Consider the following 16,069-nt stretch of genomic DNA (forward strand, 5'->3'; position numbering starts at 1 on the left):
CTCGCGCAGCTGGACCAGAAGTACATTTATCTACCCGTAGCTGAGAAATCGGGGACTTAACCTTCTGGGAGAGCAAAAGGTTGCAGGCTTTTTTCAAACAGCCCCAAAAACTCTAGGGTGAGGATCGACGTTGACTTGTGATTTGGCCACACGAGCGAGAGTTGGTGAGTTATGTTGGCGGAGAAAGGGCGGAAACCGACCCCTCTGCCAGCATATTGTTTGGCATCAAGCTCGCTGACGACCGATACACACACACCTTTGGCCGCCAGCTCGCAGGCGCACGTGAACTGCCGCGTTTCAATAAAGTTGTCCATTGCGATGCCTGCAGCGTCCAAGATGTCACGCAGGCGCAAATAAAACTCGCTGCCGAAACGGTCATGGGCGATGCGCTCGCCTGCGAGATCTTCTGGGTGGATGATCGATTTGGATGCAAGCCGATGCCCTTCCGGGAATACGCAAACACAGCGAATGGGGATGGTTTTGCTGTCCAAGGCGTGATGCGAACGAAAACCATCCGTAATGCCGCAATCGTATTGTTCCCCGATGACCCAATCCAGAATTCTTTCTGGTCGGTCTGGTTCGATTGTTACCGTAGTTTCCGGGCGGGCAGATAGAAAATCTGCGACGACACCCGGCAGATGGCTCGTTGAAAAACCGGGCAGGCAGGCGATTTTCAAATGACCACTGGTTCCTGCTTGAATATTCTGACGCAGATTGCGGATTTGCCCCATAGCACCAAAAATCCGCTGGATTTCGGGCAATAAATATTGGGCCTCCCGCGTGAGTGTTAGGCGACGACCTGATCGCGAAAAGAGAGGATAGCCCAATTCCTTGGACAGATCAGCGAGCAGGCGGCTTACGGCTGGCTGAGAGATGTTCATCGCCTTGGCCGTCAAGCTCATCGTGCCACTTTCAGCAAGAATATTAAGGGCTTGAAGCTGCCTGATCCGTATCGGTTCATCAACAATCATCCCATTTCCCTTTTGCCAGAGGACGCCTATATGAGCGCATTCATAATGCAATATTATATGTAACAGAAATAATAATGTTGAATTATATTTTTGACTGCGGCACGCTTTCGTCAATCACAGCTGCCCGACTCTCTTGGATGTAAGGGCGACGACACAAAGGGAGCATACTGCGTTGTATTCTGCACTGAGCAGACTGCGGATTTCATGGGTCAACTGCCGAAGTGGCAGGAGCCATTGCGCCGGTACTCTTGGTCACCAAACGACAACAAAGGGGAATTTCACCATGACAGTTAAACTCAGCAAGTTTGGTCGCGTGGCCATTGCGACGACAGCAATGGTTGCCGTGCCGATGATGGCAGGGGCCGAGACGTTGCGCCTGCTGACTTGGGGCGGGTATGCGCCCGAAGAAGTCATTGCCAAGTTTGAGGAAGAGACGGGTCATACCGTCGAGGTTACGACCTCCAACAACGAAGAGATGATCGCCAAGTTGCGCGCAACAAACGGCGGTGGTTTTGATCTGGCACAGCCAAGCCAAGACCGCATCACCAGCGCGCAAGAAGAGTTTGGCATCTACAAACCCATCGACATGTCCCGTATCAACGCGGATCTGTTCATCCCATCGATGCTGAGTGCGACCGCCGCAAATACGACATTTGACGGTGAAGTCTATGGTTTGCCGCATGTTTGGGGTACCAGCGGGTTGGTGGTGAACACCGCCATGGCGCAAAGCGTGCAGGACTACACCGATCTTTGCGATGATGCGGTGGCGGGTAAGGTCTCCTACCGTCTGAAGCGTCCGACCCTGATCGGCTTTGCCTATTCCATGGGTCTCGATCCGTTTGCCGCTTACGGCGACAGCGCCACCTATCAGGGTATCCTTGATCAAGTCGAAGCCAAGCTGACCGAATGTAAGGCCAATGTGAAAACCTATTGGGACGGTGGCGACGAGATCAAAAACCTGCTGCGCTCTGGCGAGGTTGTGGCCTCTATGGCGTGGGATACAGGCGGTTGGCAGTTGAATGCTGACAATCCAGACATCACTTTTGTCGCGCCAAAATCCGGTGCTCTGGGTTGGATTGATACCTTCGTCCTGCCCGCGCGTGGCCGTGCCGACGATGCAGCCTATGATTGGATCAACTTCGTGATGCAGCCAGAAATCGCTGCAATGATCACCAATACCGCAGGCAACTTTACTGCGGCAGTGAATGGTGACGCCGAGGTGAATGCGGATCTGAAAGCGCGCTATCAGGGCAGCTTTGATCAGCAGGCCATCGACAACATTAAGTGGTATCCGCCGGTTCCCGCAGGTCTGGAAGCAATGGAAGGGGCAAGCCTCGACCGGATCAACGCCGCGAACTAAGGCCCGACAATACCCAAGTGAAGGGCGCCGAAGGGTGCCCTTTCTCATCTTATGAGGTTACAATTTGACTGACTCTCACCCCGATTTGGAATGCCGCGATCTGGTAAAGGACTTCAGTGATTTCAAAGCTGTAGATCGTGTCAGCTTTGACGTCCCGCAAGGGTCCTTTTTTTCCATTCTTGGCCCGTCCGGTTGCGGCAAAACAACCCTTTTGCGGATGATTTCCGGCTTTCAGTCGCCCACCAGTGGTGATCTGCGGATCAAGGGCAAATCCATGATCGGTGTGCCACCGAACAAACGGCCTGTTTCTATGGTGTTCCAACACCTTGCATTGTTCCCGACAATGAATATCGGGGATAACGTGGGCTTTGGGTTGCGGCAGCGTGGGGTCGGTAAAGCCGAAATCAAAAAGCGCGTAGAAGAGGTTCTGGAGCGGGTTGGGTTGCCGGGTGTGTCGGCGCGTCGTGTGGATCAATTGTCAGGTGGGCAAAAGCAACGTGTCGCGATTGCCCGTTGTATGGTGCTGGAACCAGATGTGTTGTTGCTGGACGAGCCCTTAGGCGCACTCGATCTGAAACTGCGCGAACATATGAAGGTTGAACTCAAAGCGCTGCAGGCCGAATTCAACACAACCTTTGTCTACATCACACATGACCAGTCTGAAGCTTTGGTAATGAGTGATAATATTGCGGTCATGAACAAAGGCCGGTTTGAACAGATCGGCGCACCGCATGAGGTTTACCACGAGCCTGCAACGGCCTTTGTCGCCGGCTTTGTTGGGGATGCGAATAAATTCGACGCAAAGGTGACCTCTGCGAATGGCTCGATGCTGTCGCTGGTGACAGACGCCGGAACCGAGATGAAAATCAATGCTGCTGGGGCCAGCCTTAACGCGGGCGAGCGCACGCAGGTTTTCTTGCGCCCCGAGGCCATTGAGTTGGTCGCCACCGCGACCACAAACGACGAGGGCTGCAATGTCAGTCCCGGTGTGGTCGAGTCTGTGTTGTTCAATGGTGCGAACAGCTCGGTGACGGTGCGGAACAGTGCAGGAGGGTTGGTAAAAGTCGCGCTTCCTCAAACCGGAGGGTTTGCGGCACTGCAAAAAGGGGATGCGGTGTTCACGCGCTGGCAACCCAAAGACGCGCGCTGCTTTTCGGCGGCGGAGGCTGGGTCATGAGATCCGATGCCTCCCGCTTAGGGTTTTATCTCCTGCTCGCACCGATATTGTTGTGGCTGGTGGTGCTGATCATCTTGCCGCATATCGGGCTGTTCATCGTTTCAATCAGTGAGAAACTCGGCCCGCGCGAATACGAGACTGGCTTCGGGAATTACACGGCCTTCTTTAGCGAACCGCTCTACTGGCGGACATTTGCGCGGACTGCGATCATGTCGATCCTCGCAACGGCGCTGACCTTGGTTCTTGGGTTTCCGATTGCTTATTACATCGCAAAACTCACGCGAGGGCGCACCAAGACGGTTTTGTTCCTGATGTGCATGATCCCGTTTTGGGTCTCAGAACTGGTCCGCACATTCGGTTGGATGATCCTTCTGCGGGAAACAGGTGTTTTTTCAAATCTGTTGCAGTCGCTCGGCCTTGTGAGTGGTCCCGTCGAGATGCTCTATAATGACGCAGCGATCATGGTGGGGCTTGTTTACACGTCGATCCTGTTCATGGTCGTCCCGCTTGTCACTACACTCGACAGCCTCGACGACAGCCTGATCGAAGCGGGCTATGACCTGGGCGGGACGAGCACGTCCATCATGCGCGAAATCGTCATTCCGCATGCGATGCCGGGAATTGTGTCTGGCTGCATCGTGGTCTTTATGCTGTCGCTAGGAAATTACCTGACGCCGATCCTACTCGGGGGCAAAGACAGCCTTTGGTTCACAGGCATGATCTACACGCAATTCATCACCCGGTTTAACTGGGAACTTGGGTCTGCCTTTGGGTTCTTGCTTCTGGGACTATCATCTCTGGTGGTGTTCCTCGGCCTGAAACTCTCCGGTCAAACACTTTCGCAAACGATGGGGCGCTCATGATACCTACAGTTCCCCAACCCGGTTTCGCAAAATGGTGCTATCGTGCCTATGTCACCGTGTTTTTTGTTTATCTTGCGCTGCCTCTGACCGTTGTCTGCGTCTTTGCGTTCAACAATAGTGTGTTTCCTTCGTTGCCGTGGGAAGGCTTTACGCTCGCATGGTTCTTTGGCTCAGAGGCGCCATACATCGGTGTGTTCAACGAACGTTCCATCCTGCGCTCCATTGGTACCTCGGCATTTGTGGCGTTCTGGGTGTCTGGCCTCGCAGTGGCAGTGGGCACTTGCAACGCCTTCCTGTTTGTCAGGCATGAATTTCGCGGCAAAGCGCTGCTCTACATGCTGATGTTGATGCCTTTGATCATTCCGGGCGTGATCCTTGGTATTTCAATTCTGGTGTTCTCGAGCTCTGCGGCCAATGCACTAGAGGATGCAACCGGCATGTGGTTCGATGGGCTGCGACCGGGCTTGCCACTGGTGATCCTTGGTCAGTTTTCGTTCATCACGACGTTCGCCACACTGGTGATTACAGCGCGCCTGCAAAAATTTGATCCAAGCCTCGAAGAGGCTGCACTGAACCTAGGCGCGAGCAAATGGGGCGCAATCCAGCAAATCACACTGCCATTCTTGCTCCCGGCAATTGTCGCATCCGCGGTGGTATCTATCTTGATGAGTTTTGAGAACTTTAACACCACGTTGATGTTGGTCGGCTCGGATTCACCGCTTACCATCACAATGTTCGACAAGCTCAAGCAAGGGTCGACGCCCGTTCTGAATGCGGTGTCGTTGCTGCTGATCATCGTCTCCGCAGTGCTTGGCTTGATTTCGCTGCTCTTTCAGAAGCGAAAGTCAGCAGCCTGAGCGTAGTTCTGAGATGGAAATTCGAACGCTAGCATGAGCATACATGCTTGTGAGTGGCCGAGTAGTTCACCGAAGAGGTCAGAGACATCAATCTCTGGCCTCTTTCTTGTGGGTGCAGACGCTCTGAACTTCGGAGTATTGCGCGGCGGGTGTTCACAACTTAGGTTCGTCATCACCTCACAATGCTAAGAAATGTCGCATGAAATCTCTCCGCCTCCCACTCTGGACCTATGTTGCGCTCGCGTTGTCTTGCTTGGTGTCGGTGGTGTCACCGGCGAAAGTGACGGCGGAGCCTTTGCGCGTGTTTGCTGCCGCGAGTTTGAAAACAACTTTGGACCAAATCGCGACTGAGTTCTCCAAGGACACCGGTACGCCGGTTTCGATCTCCTACGCAGGGTCTTCTGCACTCGCGCGTCAGATTGGGTTGGGTGCACCTGCGGATGTGTTTATCTCTGCAAATGTGGGTTGGATGGATGAGCTGGAACAGCAGGAACGCGTCGTTAAAGGCACCCGGATTGATCTATTGCGCAATCGGTTGGTTGTGATCGCAGCATCACAATCTGTGCCCCTTGGCAATCTCGGGGAATTGTCACATGCGTTGGGCGACGGACGGCTCGCGATGGCACAAACCAATGCCGTGCCAGCGGGAATATATGGCAAAGCTGCGCTGCAGCATGCAGGTGTTTGGGACGACATCTCAGAACGCGTTGCGCAGACCGACAATGTCCGCGCGGCTTTGGCACTGGTTGCAACTGGGGCGGCGCCCTTTGGCATTGTGTATCAAACCGACGCGAATGCCGAAACACGCGTGTCTGTTGCGTTCAATATCCCCGAAACGGCCCACCCCCCGATTATCTATCCAGCGACCGCCGTGCGCGACACAGAGACCAGCCGCGCGTTTCTGCAACACCTTCAGTCCAACGTCGCGCGACAAGTGTTCCTGTCTCAGGGCTTTACCCCCATCGGTGCGCCGTGATCGCAACCATGATGACGTGGTTTGGACCTGAGGAATTACAGGCCGTACGCCTCTCGATAAAAGTGGCATCTTGGGCAATGGTCGCAAGTTTGCCGATTGGAATTCTAACGGCCTATGCACTCGCGAGGTGGAGTTTTCCCGGTAAGCAGCTGTTGAATGGTCTCGTTCACTTGCCCCTGATCCTGCCTCCGGTTGTAACCGGTTATTTGCTCTTGCTGTTGTTTGGGCCAATGGGGCCCATGGGTCAGTTGCTCGCAGCGTTGAATATCTCGGTTGCGTTCAGGTGGACAGGGGCCGCACTGACGGCTGCGATCATGGGGTTTCCACTCATGGTCCGCGCGTTGCGGCTTTCGTTTGAGCTGATCGACCCAAAGTTGGAGCGCGCAGCGTCTACCCTTGGGGCCTCGCCGCTTTGGGTGTTCTGGAGTGTGACTTTGCCTCTCGCGCTGCCGGGTGTTGTGGCGGGAAGCGTTTTGGCTTTTGCAAAGGCGATGGGGGAGTTCGGGGCCACGATCACATTCGTCGCCAATATTCCGGGAGAGACGCAAACCTTACCATCCGCGATCTACGCATTTCTTCAGGTGCCCGGTGGAGAGACGTCCGCGCTCAGGCTGGTCGTCATCTCAGTTTTGATCTCCTTTGCAGCGTTGCTAGTGTCTGAGGCGCTAAATCGTCGCCTGATCAAGCGACTGGCGGCCGCATGAGTTTTGACGTCGATATTGCGCTGGCGCAGGGTCGTTTTCAGCTCGATGCAAAGTTCTCCGTACCAAGCGGTCTTACGGTGCTGTTTGGGAAATCTGGCTCGGGCAAAACCACGTTGATCAACGCGGTTGCTGGATTGCTGATGCCAGATCGTGGCCGGGTGCGCGTTGGCCAACGTGTCTTGTTCGACTCAGAGCAAAAGATTGCACTTCCTGCTCACAAAAGACGGTTGGGTTACATCTTTCAGGATGCCCGACTGTTCCCCCACCTCAGCGTTCAGAAGAACTTGCTCTATGGCCAACGGTTTTTGCCCAGATCCCTCGGCAAGACCGATCCAGAGCAGATCATATCTCTCTTGGGGTTAGAGGCGCTATTGCAACGCCGCCCTGAGCAGCTTTCTGGTGGAGAAAAGCAACGGGTTGCGATTGGGCGCGCATTGCTTGCGGCACCGGAACTGCTGTTGGCGGATGAACCTTTGACAGCACTGGATGAAGCACGAAAGCTTGAGATCCTACCTTATTTTGAGCGCATCAGAGATGAATTAAAGTTGCCAGTGCTCTATGTGAGCCATGCTGTCACGGAAGTGGCGAGATTGGCGAGCACCGTTGTTGTACTGGATCAGGGCCGTGTCACGCAGGTTGGTTCCGCCAGTGAGGTATTATCCGATCCGCAAATCGTTCCCACAGGTGTGCGAAATGTGGGCTCGGTCATCACGGCGCAGCTTCTTCAGCATCACGTAGATGGGCTGAGCGAATTGAGCTGTAAGGGTATTCCGCTTTTCGTTCCACGCATCGACCGCCCAATTGGCACCGTCATGCGTCTGCGGGTTGCGGCACATGAAATCATCCTGTCCCTCAAAAAACCGGAGGGCCTTTCAGCCCTGAATATCTTGCCCGGAACCATCGCCGCCATTCATTCGGGGGGCGGACCGGGCGCGCTGGTAACGCTTGAGACTGCGGCAGGCGCATTGCTCGCCCGGGTGACGCAGAGATCAGTTGCGACGTTAGAGCTGGAAGTCGGAAAGCCCGTATTTGCGGTGATGAAGTCCGTGGCGATTGCGCCGCAGGACATCGGAAGAGACCATGCCTAGCACTGCGCGGAAATATTATAGATAATATATTCTTTTCATATTGAGCTGTTTCCCGTATAGCGCTTGACGAACCACCTGTTCGGCGTGCCGCTAGGAAACCGGGATCAAGACGTATGATCGAAATTCAAAATGTCAGCCTGACTTTGGATGATAACCCGATCCTGCACGAGGTGACGCTCACGTTAACAGAAAAGCGGATCGCGATCGTTGGTAGCAATGGCAGCGGTAAAAGCAGCTTTGTAAGATTGCTGAACGGGTTGCGCACGCCGAGCGAGGGCAGGGTGCTCGTCGATGGCTATGATACGCAAACCGAGGGGCGCAAGGTACGTCGACGTGTCGGGTTTGTATTTCAAAACCCAGACAACCAGATCGTCTTTCCTATTGTCGAAGAAGACGTTGCTTTTGGGCTGAAAAACCTAGGGGTTCCCGTCGCAGAACGCGAGCAGATGGTTGACGAGGTGCTCAATCGCTACGGTCTGCTGTCTAAGCGCAAGCAACCGTCTCATACGCTGAGCGGTGGGCAAAAGCAGCTGCTCGCAATTGCTGGTGTGCTTGTGATGAAACCAGCGTATGTCGTGCTGGATGAACCGACCACCCTGCTTGATTTACGTAATAAGCTGCGGGTCAGTCAGGCGATTGATGGGTTGGATCAGACTGCCATCATGGTCACTCATGATCTTGATCTCGTGGAAAATTTTGATCGTGTGATCGTGTTTGACCAAGGGCGGATCATCGCGGATGACGTGCCAAACAAAGCGCTGCGGCGCTACGTGGAGGCGATGCTGGATGCTTGATCTCTATGTCGAAGGGCGTTCGGCCCTGCACCGTCTGGGGCCGGGGTGGAAAATTCTCGGGCTGGCGTTTTCTGGTACTGTTCTCTTCGCGGTTGACCATGTCTGGCTGTCGATCCTGTGGCTCGCTATATCGCTCACTCTCTACGCTGTCGCGGGGCTGCCACTTTGGCGGGCTTGGCGACAAATCCGCCCAGCTCTATGGCTCTTCGCGCTGATTTTTGTGGTGCAAGTCCTGTTACACAGCTGGCAGCTGGGTCTCTTAGTGATCATTCGATTTGCTGTGTTGCTACTCTTGGCCGGACTGCTGACATTGACCACCCGGTCCAGCGATATGATCGACGGATTAGAAGCAGGAATGCGCCCGTTGCACCGTTTGGGGGTGCGTACTGAGAGCATCAGCTTGGCGATTTCACTAACTTTTAGGTTCATTCCGGTTCTGACATCTGTCGTTCACGAGGTTCGCGAGGCGCAGAGCGCTCGGGGTCTTGAACGCAGCGTCTTTGCAATTGCGATCCCATCAATCATCCGAACGCTCAGGATGTCAGAAGAAATCTCTGACGCCATAGATGCGCGTGGATTCTGAACATCTGAATACTGTCATGCGGACATAAAGGAGCCATCCATGGCCACGAAGGACATCGTACTTATCGCATTGTTTGCAGCACTTGTTGCAGCACTTGGGGTTGTGCCTAACATCACCTTGCCAATGGCGGGCGGAGTTCCGATCACCGCACAATCTATGGGCGTTATGCTGGCTGGTGCCTTGCTCGGAGCGAAGCGCGGCGGCCTAGCAATAGTGCTATTCCTCGTCTTGGTCGCGGTCGGGTTGCCGCTACTCTCCGGTGGGCGCGGTGGCGCAGGGGTGTTCTTTGGCGCATCCGGTGGCTTTCTGTTCGGCTTCCCTGTTGGCGCATTTGTCATCGGCTATCTGTTCGATCGTCACATTGGGCAGCCCTCTTTTCTACAAGGCTTGATCTACGTGTTGATTGGCGGGATCGGGGTTGTCTATGTCTTCGGTGTGCCGTGGCTTGCAACCGTTGCAGAGATCACCCTGTGGCAAGCCCTCGTTGGGTCCGTCGCTTTCTTGCCCGGCGATTTGATCAAGGCTGTTTTGACCATCTTGATCGCACGTGAAGTCCGCAAGGCAATGCCGAACCTTTAAGAAGAAACAAACGCCTGCCGGAAGTTTTCGGCAGGCGTTTGTTTACCCGAACTTGCCCTGAGCGCGATGTCTATAGGCTGGCCATGATCGCGCGGGCTGCTTCCATCGCGAGAGGGGCGACCTGCTGCTCGAACTCGTCTGGCGACCATTCCGACAAAGATCCCGCGACGTGAATCGCACCGATCGGCACGCCGTCGCGTGCAATTGCTGTGCCGATTGCAACCTCGCCTCGCAAAAATTCGTCAACGATGAGCGCATAGCCCTTACTGCGTGCGCGTTGCACCTGCACGAGAATATCATCGACATCCGTTCGCGTGTCAGAGGTATATTGGAGCAGCTCAGATCGCTCTAATACTTCACGCACCGCACCATCACTCAGCAACGAAAGCGCGGCGCGCCCACCAGCAGTGGCGTAGGCTGGCACGCTATGTCCCACCAATGTGGCGTAGAAAGTCTCCCGCTTGCTCTGAATGCGAAATGCATAAATGAGACGTGTGTCGTCGAACAAACTCAGGTCGATCCGTTCGCGCAGAGTGCGGCGCAACTCTAGCAAAACCGGCGTTGCTTTCTGCACCAACGGATCCAGGCGCAACACGTCAAGTGTGTGATCCAACAGTCGTATGCCTGGCAAATAGCCGCGATCATCGGAGCTGCGACGCAGGTAGTCGAGTTTTGAGAGGGTATGAACAATCCGTTGCGCCGCGGAACGATCCAGACCTGAGAGCCTTGCGATATCACCAAGGCTTAACGGCTGACTAACACCATGAAATGCCGCCAACACCTGCATCGAGCGTGCAGCTGACCTGACAAACAGCGCGTCTCCTTCGTCTGCTTCAAATTTCAGCTCTTTGCCTGGTGTCGCCCTGACAATGGATTTCATCTGACCGCCTAAGTGTTGACGAATCCAAAACTGGATGCGTACGATTAATTATCAATACGACTGTATTACTATGTGATACTTTTGACAAGGGTGCCCCAACGGCACCTCGTTCCATTCGGAGGATGACATGCGCGTTGCGTTGGCCGGGTTTCTGCACGAAACAAATACCTTTGCGCGAAATCCGGCAGATTTGTGCGCTTTCCATCAGGGCGGAGGATACATTCCGCTGACAGAGGGACCCGCACTGATCGATGCTGGTGCGGACGTAAACCTTGGGATTAGTGGGGCGCTCCGCGTGGGCGCTGAATGTTCTTGGGAGATGGTCCCGATCTTGTGGGCAGGTGCGATCCCCTCGGCCCATGTCACCGAGGATGCGTTTGAAACGATCACTGCCCGTATCATCAGTGGCTTGCGCGATGCAGGTCCTTTGGATGGTGTGTTCTTGGATTTGCATGGCGCGATGGTGACAAGCCATCTGGACGATGGCGAAGGTGAGCTTGCAGCCCGCGTACGAGAGGCGATTGGCCCTGATGTTCCGATTGCAGCGGCGCTGGATCTACATGGAAATATATCCCGGCGTCTGGTCGACACCGTCGACGTACTGACTGGATTTCGCACCTATCCCCATGTCGATATGGCGGAGACTGGCGCGCGTGCGGCGCGACTTTTGGATGAGATCATGCGCAGCGGCAAAAGATATGCACGTGCCTACAGGCAATTGCCGTTCATGGTTCCGATTTCTCTGCAGAGCACCACAATGGAACCTGCTGCCAGCCTTTACGCTGGTATTGCAAGGCAAGATGCGCAAGGCGTTTGCGCCTCATTGTTCATGGGTTTCCCGGCAGCGGATATTCCGGATTGTGGTCCGGTTGCGATTGCCTATGCCCCCAGTCAGATCGAGGCGGATCAGGCCGTAACAGCCATCGCCAACGCCTATGAGGATGCCGAGGATGCTTTTGACGGGCCGATCTATTCGGCAGCTGATGGGGTCGCCAAAGCTATGCAATTGCTGAGGTCCGGGTCCACCGCACCCATTGTGCTGGCCGATACCCAGGATAATCCGGGGGCAGGAGGGGCGGCCACGACAACAGGCATGTTGCGCGCATTGGTAGATGCTGACGCGCAAAATGCGGCATTGGGCCTCTTGGTCGATCCTACATCCGTGCAACTCGCATTTAATGCGGGCGAGGGCGCGCGTGTGCATATGTCGCTGGGCGGACATCCCGACTTTCCCGACGATCAGCCGTTTGAAACTGACGTGATAGTGGAACGACTCGTCACTGAAAAACTACATGCTACCGGTCCTTACTATGGTGGCAGCTGGCTCGATCTCAGCCCCGCAGCCTGCCTGCGCATCGGCGGTGTGCGTGTGGTTGTGACCAGCAAGATCGCACAACTTGCAGATCGGGAGATGTTCCGCTTCGTTGGAATTGAACCCGAGAAACAAGCGATCCTTGTCGTGAAAAGTTCGACACACTTTCGGGCAGATTTCGACCCGATTGCAGGGGCGACTCTTATTTGTCTTGCGCCGGGGCCGATGGCTTTCAGCCCAGCGGATCTTCCGTTTACGCGTTTGCGATCGGGCCTTCGCTTGTCCCCCAACGGGCCTGCCTTTGCGGCCTGACATCCAATAGCGTTCTGCGCTCTGGTTTCGGCGGCAACCGCCGGACCCCAATACAAAAAAGAACAAAACGTTCATTTTCACATCAACAGGGAATACAAAGATGAAAACACTTCGTCCCCTCTCAGCCTTGCGTGGCAGCCTCGCGGCAACGCTTATGGCTGGTGCCACTATGCTCACGCCCCTAGCGGCGCAGGCAGAGGAAGAAAAGGTCATTACTGCGGTGATGCACTCCGGTCTTCGCGTGCTCGATCCGGTGATAACCACCGCCCATATCACCCGCAACCATGGCTACATGGTTTATGACGTGTTGACTGCGGTAGATGAGAATTTCCAGCCGCAGCCACAAATGGCAGAATTTGCGGTTTCGGATGATGGCCTGACCTACACCTTTACATTGCGCGATGGGCTAAAATTCCACGACGGAGCACCCGTAACCGGCGCAGATGTTGTGGCCTCGCTCACGCGCTGGGGTAAACGCGACAGTGGCGGCCAGATGATATTCGACGTCACCGCGAACCTCGAGGCCACCGATGACAAAACCGTGGTTTGGACGCTGTCTGAACCGTTCCCACCGCTGATGAATGTAATCTCCAAACAGTCTGCGGTTCCCCCCTTCATCATGCCAAAGCGGGTGGCGGAGACCTCTGCGGATGAAACCATCACCGAGTATATCGGCTCTGGTCCCTTTGTGTTCGAGACGGATCTCTATGAGCCGGGCGTCTCCGTGACTTATACCAAATTCGACGATTACGTGCCGCGCGATGAGTCCGCCAGTTGGATGGCCGGCGGCAAAGTGGTCAACGTTGACAAGGTTGTCTGGACCACGATGCCGGACTCTCTGACCGCTATCAACGCATTGGCTGCAGGTGAAATCGATTATCTGGAGCAAGTGCAGGTCGACCTGTTGCCGATTTTGCAAAGCGCTCCAGACGTGACTGTCGAGACCCGAGATCCACTTGGCTATGTGACGATCGGGCGTCCAAATTTCCTGCACCCTCCATTTGACAACAAAAAAGTCCGTCAGGCCGCGCTCGAAGCTCTGAACCAAGAAGATGTTCTGGCAACCATGATGGGAGACCCGGAGTACTACAAGGTTTGCGGTGCGATCTTTGGCTGTGACACTCCGTTGGGTGATGAAGCCGGTTCAGAACCAATTACCTCCGGGGCGCATCCCGACAAAGCCAAGGCTCTGCTTGAGGAGGCAGGGTATGACGGCACGCCAATCGTATTGATGGCACCGACCGATGTGGTCTCACTGGTCAATCAGCCCGTGGTTGCTGCGCAGGCATTGCGTCAGGCGGGCTTTAACGTCGATATGCAGCCAATGGACTGGCAAACCGTTGTCAACCGCCGTGCCCAGCAATCACCGCCGGCTGAAGGGGGCTGGAACATCTTCTTCACCAACTGGATGGTGCCTGAGATTTCGGACCCGCTGATCAATGTGATGGTCAATGGCCGTGGTGATGACGCATGGTTTGGCTGGCCCACGGATGACGCAATCGAGGCCCTGCGCTCAGACTTCGTCGCCGCAGCATCTGATGCGGAACGCAAAGAAATCGCAGTGAAAATCCAAGAACACGTGATGGACAACGTCAACTACATCCATCTTGGTGAGTACACGATGCCGCAGGCGCGACAGAACACGATCCAAAATATCATTCCATCACCTGTGCCGGTGTTCTGGAATATGACCAAGGGCGACTGATACCTCTCCCCACTCCGGGGCGTGTGGCCTAGGCCCGCGCCCCGCCTTTTCCTATTCTGTTCAAAAGGTAGCTGTTCATGCTCAGCTATATCCTGAAGCGCGTCCTTGCGACGGTGCCGGTCATGATCATTGTGGCTGTCTTTGTCTTCTTGTTGCTCCGGCTGACGCCCGGCGATCCGGCAGCGATCCTTGCGGGGGATGCCGCAACGCCAGCACAGCTTGAGCGTATTCGTGACAATCTGGGTCTCAATGATCCGCTCTATGTTCAGTTTTTCACTTGGACTGGGCAAATGCTACAGGGGGATCTCGGGACGTCGCTGATTTCCAATACGTCTGTCTCTGACATGATCGCCAGCCGCCTTGGCCCCACCATCAATATTGCAGTGATGACGATCATCATTTCCGTGTTGTTGGCTGTGCCCATGGGGGTCATCGCTGCATGGCGTCACCGCACATGGATAGATTTTGCCGTGATGTCGTTCTCTGTTCTGGGATTTTCCGTGCCCGTGTTTGTCATCGGGTATGTGCTCATCCAGATCTTTGCAATTGAACTCCGCTGGGTGCCTGTGCAGGGATACGCCGCGCCATCGGATGGGATCGGGAACTTCTTCATTCGGGCGATCTTGCCTTCGCTCACATTGGCTACGATCTATGTCGCCTTGATTGCACGCATGACCCGCGCATCGATGCTTGAGGTGTTGGGGGAGGATTATATCCGCACCGCCCGCGCCAAGGGTGTGCGTGAAAACACGGTTCTGTTTCGCCATGCGTTGCGCAACGCGGCCGTGCCGATCCTGACCATCATCGGCACTGGATTTGCCCTGCTGATTTCCGGCGTGGTTGTGACGGAGAGCGTATTCAATATTCCCGGCATCGGCCGACTGACTGTGGATGCGATCCTTGCCCGAGATTATCCGGTTATTCAGGCGATGATCCTGCTGACAGCAGGTATCTACGTACTGGTGAACCTCTTGGTGGATATATCTTACTCTATTTTTGACCCGAGGATCCGTTACTGACATGACCGATCATTCTTCTTCCAGTCAGAGTGCCTTCCAACCGCTGATCCGCCTTTTGTCGCTGCCTGCCGGTGCCCGCATCGGGATCGGTCCGATCTTCGCGGCACTTATGTTAGTGATCATTGTGCTGGCAGCACTGCTGGCACCGCTCTATGTGCCTTATGATCCGCTGTCGATGGATGCGCTGGCGCGCCTCAAACCACCTTCGGACACCCATATTCTGGGGACCGACCAATATGGTCGCGATATCTTCAGTCGAGTGATGACCGGCGGGCGTGTGTCGCTCTTGATCGGGATCGGCGCAGCAATCGTCAGCGTGACGATCGGACTGGCGATTGGTCTGGTGGCTGGGTTTTTCCGAACCGCCGACAGCATTATCATGCGCATCATGGACAGCCTGATGGCAATCCCCGCAATCCTGCTGGCTATTGCGCTGGTTGCGTTGAATGGGCCAAGCCTGCATTCCGTGATCCTCGCAATCACTATTCCCGAAGTGCCTCGTGTGGTGCGACTGGTTCGCTCGGTGGTGCTGAGCGCGCGAGAGGAACCCTATGTTGAGGCGGCCATCGCGCTAGGATCGTCAATGCCGAAAATTCTGATCCAGCACCTGATGCCAAATACGCTGGCACCGCTCATTGTACAGGGCACCTATATCTGTGCCTCTGCCATTTTGATCGAGGCTATCCTCAGCTTTCTGGGCGCTGGCGTTTCCACTGAAATCCCGACCTGGGGCAACATCATGGCCGAGGGGCGGACGTTCTTTCAGATCAAACCGGGACTGATCTTTTGGCCCGGAGTGATGTTGTCGCTCTGTATCCTGTCGATCAACCTTTTGGGCGATACCGCTCGCGATCTTCTCGATCCACGTCTGAAAAAGCGGGAGGCATAA

Annotated in this window: 16 protein-coding genes; 14 read left to right on the forward strand and 2 right to left on the reverse strand. The window is 55.1% G+C overall.

What is annotated here, in order from left to right:
- Positions 1–56 precede the first annotated feature (56 nt).
- A complete protein-coding gene (locus UB90_RS21000) occupies positions 57–971 on the reverse strand; it encodes a LysR family transcriptional regulator (RefSeq protein ID WP_065325241.1) in 915 nt (304 codons plus the stop codon).
- A gap of 283 nt (positions 972–1,254) precedes the next feature.
- Here UB90_RS21000 and UB90_RS21005 point away from each other — a divergent pair, with 283 nt between their 5' ends.
- From UB90_RS21005 to UB90_RS21050, 10 genes are all read left to right on the forward strand, one after another.
- A complete protein-coding gene (locus tag UB90_RS21005) occupies positions 1,255–2,331 on the forward strand; it encodes an extracellular solute-binding protein (protein ID WP_065325242.1) in 1,077 nt (358 codons plus the stop codon).
- A 64-nt stretch (positions 2,332–2,395) separates the two neighbouring features.
- Positions 2,396–3,508, forward strand: coding sequence for an ABC transporter ATP-binding protein (locus UB90_RS21010; protein WP_065325243.1), 1,113 nt, complete (start codon positions 2,396–2,398; stop codon positions 3,506–3,508).
- The gene (locus UB90_RS21015) at positions 3,505–4,371 is read left to right on the forward strand and encodes an ABC transporter permease (protein WP_005605865.1); all 867 of its coding nucleotides are present in this window, start codon (positions 3,505–3,507) and stop codon (positions 4,369–4,371) included. The genes UB90_RS21010 and UB90_RS21015 overlap by 4 nt, the downstream gene beginning before the upstream one ends.
- Positions 4,368–5,228 (forward strand): ABC transporter permease, encoded by an 861-nt coding sequence (locus tag UB90_RS21020; protein ID WP_065325244.1) that lies wholly within the window; start codon positions 4,368–4,370, stop codon positions 5,226–5,228. Before UB90_RS21015 ends, UB90_RS21020 begins: the two co-directional genes overlap by 4 nt.
- Positions 5,229–5,427: 199 nt before the next feature.
- Positions 5,428–6,204: a molybdate ABC transporter substrate-binding protein gene (gene modA / locus UB90_RS21025; protein ID WP_065325245.1), complete on the forward strand. Its 777-nt coding sequence runs from the start codon at positions 5,428–5,430 to the stop codon at positions 6,202–6,204.
- Positions 6,205–6,215: 11 nt separating this feature from the next.
- Entirely contained in the window at positions 6,216–6,908 is a 693-nt protein-coding gene (gene modB, locus UB90_RS21030; protein WP_065325274.1) for a molybdate ABC transporter permease subunit, read from the forward strand.
- Positions 6,905–7,996: a molybdenum ABC transporter ATP-binding protein gene (modC, locus tag UB90_RS21035; RefSeq protein WP_065325246.1), complete on the forward strand. Its 1,092-nt coding sequence runs from the start codon at positions 6,905–6,907 to the stop codon at positions 7,994–7,996. Before modB ends, modC begins: the two co-directional genes overlap by 4 nt.
- 113 nt (positions 7,997–8,109) lie before the next feature.
- Positions 8,110–8,790, forward strand: coding sequence for an energy-coupling factor ABC transporter ATP-binding protein (locus tag UB90_RS21040; RefSeq protein WP_065325247.1), 681 nt, complete (start codon positions 8,110–8,112; stop codon positions 8,788–8,790).
- Complete coding sequence (locus UB90_RS21045; protein WP_065325248.1) at positions 8,783–9,373, forward strand: energy-coupling factor transporter transmembrane component T family protein; 591 nt, start codon at positions 8,783–8,785, stop codon at positions 9,371–9,373. Before UB90_RS21040 ends, UB90_RS21045 begins: the two co-directional genes overlap by 8 nt.
- Before the next feature lie 39 nt (positions 9,374–9,412).
- A complete protein-coding gene (locus UB90_RS21050; RefSeq protein ID WP_065325249.1) occupies positions 9,413–9,952 on the forward strand; it encodes a biotin transporter BioY in 540 nt (179 codons plus the stop codon).
- 70 nt (positions 9,953–10,022) lie between these two features.
- Here UB90_RS21050 and UB90_RS21055 read toward each other — a convergent pair whose 3' ends face one another.
- A complete protein-coding gene (locus tag UB90_RS21055; protein WP_065325250.1) occupies positions 10,023–10,832 on the reverse strand; it encodes an IclR family transcriptional regulator in 810 nt (269 codons plus the stop codon).
- Positions 10,833–10,959: 127 nt separating this feature from the next.
- Here UB90_RS21055 and UB90_RS21060 point away from each other — a divergent pair, with 127 nt between their 5' ends.
- The 4 genes from UB90_RS21060 to UB90_RS21075 all read left to right on the forward strand — a co-directional run bounded on the left by UB90_RS21060 (position 10,960) and on the right by UB90_RS21075 (position 16,069).
- Positions 10,960–12,456, forward strand: a complete 1,497-nt coding sequence (locus UB90_RS21060) for a M81 family metallopeptidase (RefSeq protein ID WP_065325251.1) — start codon at positions 10,960–10,962, stop codon at positions 12,454–12,456.
- A gap of 100 nt (positions 12,457–12,556) precedes the next feature.
- On the forward strand, positions 12,557–14,161 hold the full coding sequence (locus UB90_RS21065) for an ABC transporter substrate-binding protein (RefSeq protein WP_065325252.1): 1,605 nt from the start codon (positions 12,557–12,559) through the stop codon (positions 14,159–14,161).
- A gap of 77 nt (positions 14,162–14,238) precedes the next feature.
- Positions 14,239–15,180 (forward strand): ABC transporter permease, encoded by a 942-nt coding sequence (locus UB90_RS21070; protein WP_065325253.1) that lies wholly within the window; start codon positions 14,239–14,241, stop codon positions 15,178–15,180.
- 1 nt (position 15,181) lies between these two features.
- Positions 15,182–16,069, forward strand: a complete 888-nt coding sequence (locus tag UB90_RS21075; RefSeq protein ID WP_009178484.1) for an ABC transporter permease — start codon at positions 15,182–15,184, stop codon at positions 16,067–16,069.

Source organism: Tritonibacter mobilis, from assembly GCF_001681715.1.
Taxonomy (GTDB): domain Bacteria; phylum Pseudomonadota; class Alphaproteobacteria; order Rhodobacterales; family Rhodobacteraceae; genus Epibacterium; species Epibacterium mobile.

What these genes read in the sequence shown, in the direction of transcription:
- UB90_RS21000 (WP_065325241.1), bottom strand. Translation starts at nt 971, where the DNA reads ATGATTGTTGATGAACCGATACGGATCAGGCAGCTTCAAGCCCTTAAT.
- UB90_RS21005 (WP_065325242.1), top strand. Translation starts at nt 1,255, where the DNA reads ATGACAGTTAAACTCAGCAAGTTTGGTCGCGTGGCCATTGCGACGACA.
- UB90_RS21015 (WP_005605865.1), top strand. Translation starts at nt 3,505, where the DNA reads ATGAGATCCGATGCCTCCCGCTTAGGGTTTTATCTCCTGCTCGCACCG.
- UB90_RS21020 (WP_065325244.1), top strand. Translation starts at nt 4,368, where the DNA reads ATGATACCTACAGTTCCCCAACCCGGTTTCGCAAAATGGTGCTATCGT.
- modA (WP_065325245.1), top strand. Translation starts at nt 5,428, where the DNA reads ATGAAATCTCTCCGCCTCCCACTCTGGACCTATGTTGCGCTCGCGTTG.
- modB (WP_065325274.1), top strand. Translation starts at nt 6,216, where the DNA reads ATGACGTGGTTTGGACCTGAGGAATTACAGGCCGTACGCCTCTCGATA.
- modC (WP_065325246.1), top strand. Translation starts at nt 6,905, where the DNA reads ATGAGTTTTGACGTCGATATTGCGCTGGCGCAGGGTCGTTTTCAGCTC.
- UB90_RS21040 (WP_065325247.1), top strand. Translation starts at nt 8,110, where the DNA reads ATGATCGAAATTCAAAATGTCAGCCTGACTTTGGATGATAACCCGATC.
- UB90_RS21045 (WP_065325248.1), top strand. Translation starts at nt 8,783, where the DNA reads ATGCTTGATCTCTATGTCGAAGGGCGTTCGGCCCTGCACCGTCTGGGG.
- UB90_RS21050 (WP_065325249.1), top strand. Translation starts at nt 9,413, where the DNA reads ATGGCCACGAAGGACATCGTACTTATCGCATTGTTTGCAGCACTTGTT.
- UB90_RS21055 (WP_065325250.1), bottom strand. Translation starts at nt 10,832, where the DNA reads ATGAAATCCATTGTCAGGGCGACACCAGGCAAAGAGCTGAAATTTGAA.
- UB90_RS21060 (WP_065325251.1), top strand. Translation starts at nt 10,960, where the DNA reads ATGCGCGTTGCGTTGGCCGGGTTTCTGCACGAAACAAATACCTTTGCG.
- UB90_RS21065 (WP_065325252.1), top strand. Translation starts at nt 12,557, where the DNA reads ATGAAAACACTTCGTCCCCTCTCAGCCTTGCGTGGCAGCCTCGCGGCA.
- UB90_RS21070 (WP_065325253.1), top strand. Translation starts at nt 14,239, where the DNA reads ATGCTCAGCTATATCCTGAAGCGCGTCCTTGCGACGGTGCCGGTCATG.
- UB90_RS21075 (WP_009178484.1), top strand. Translation starts at nt 15,182, where the DNA reads ATGACCGATCATTCTTCTTCCAGTCAGAGTGCCTTCCAACCGCTGATC.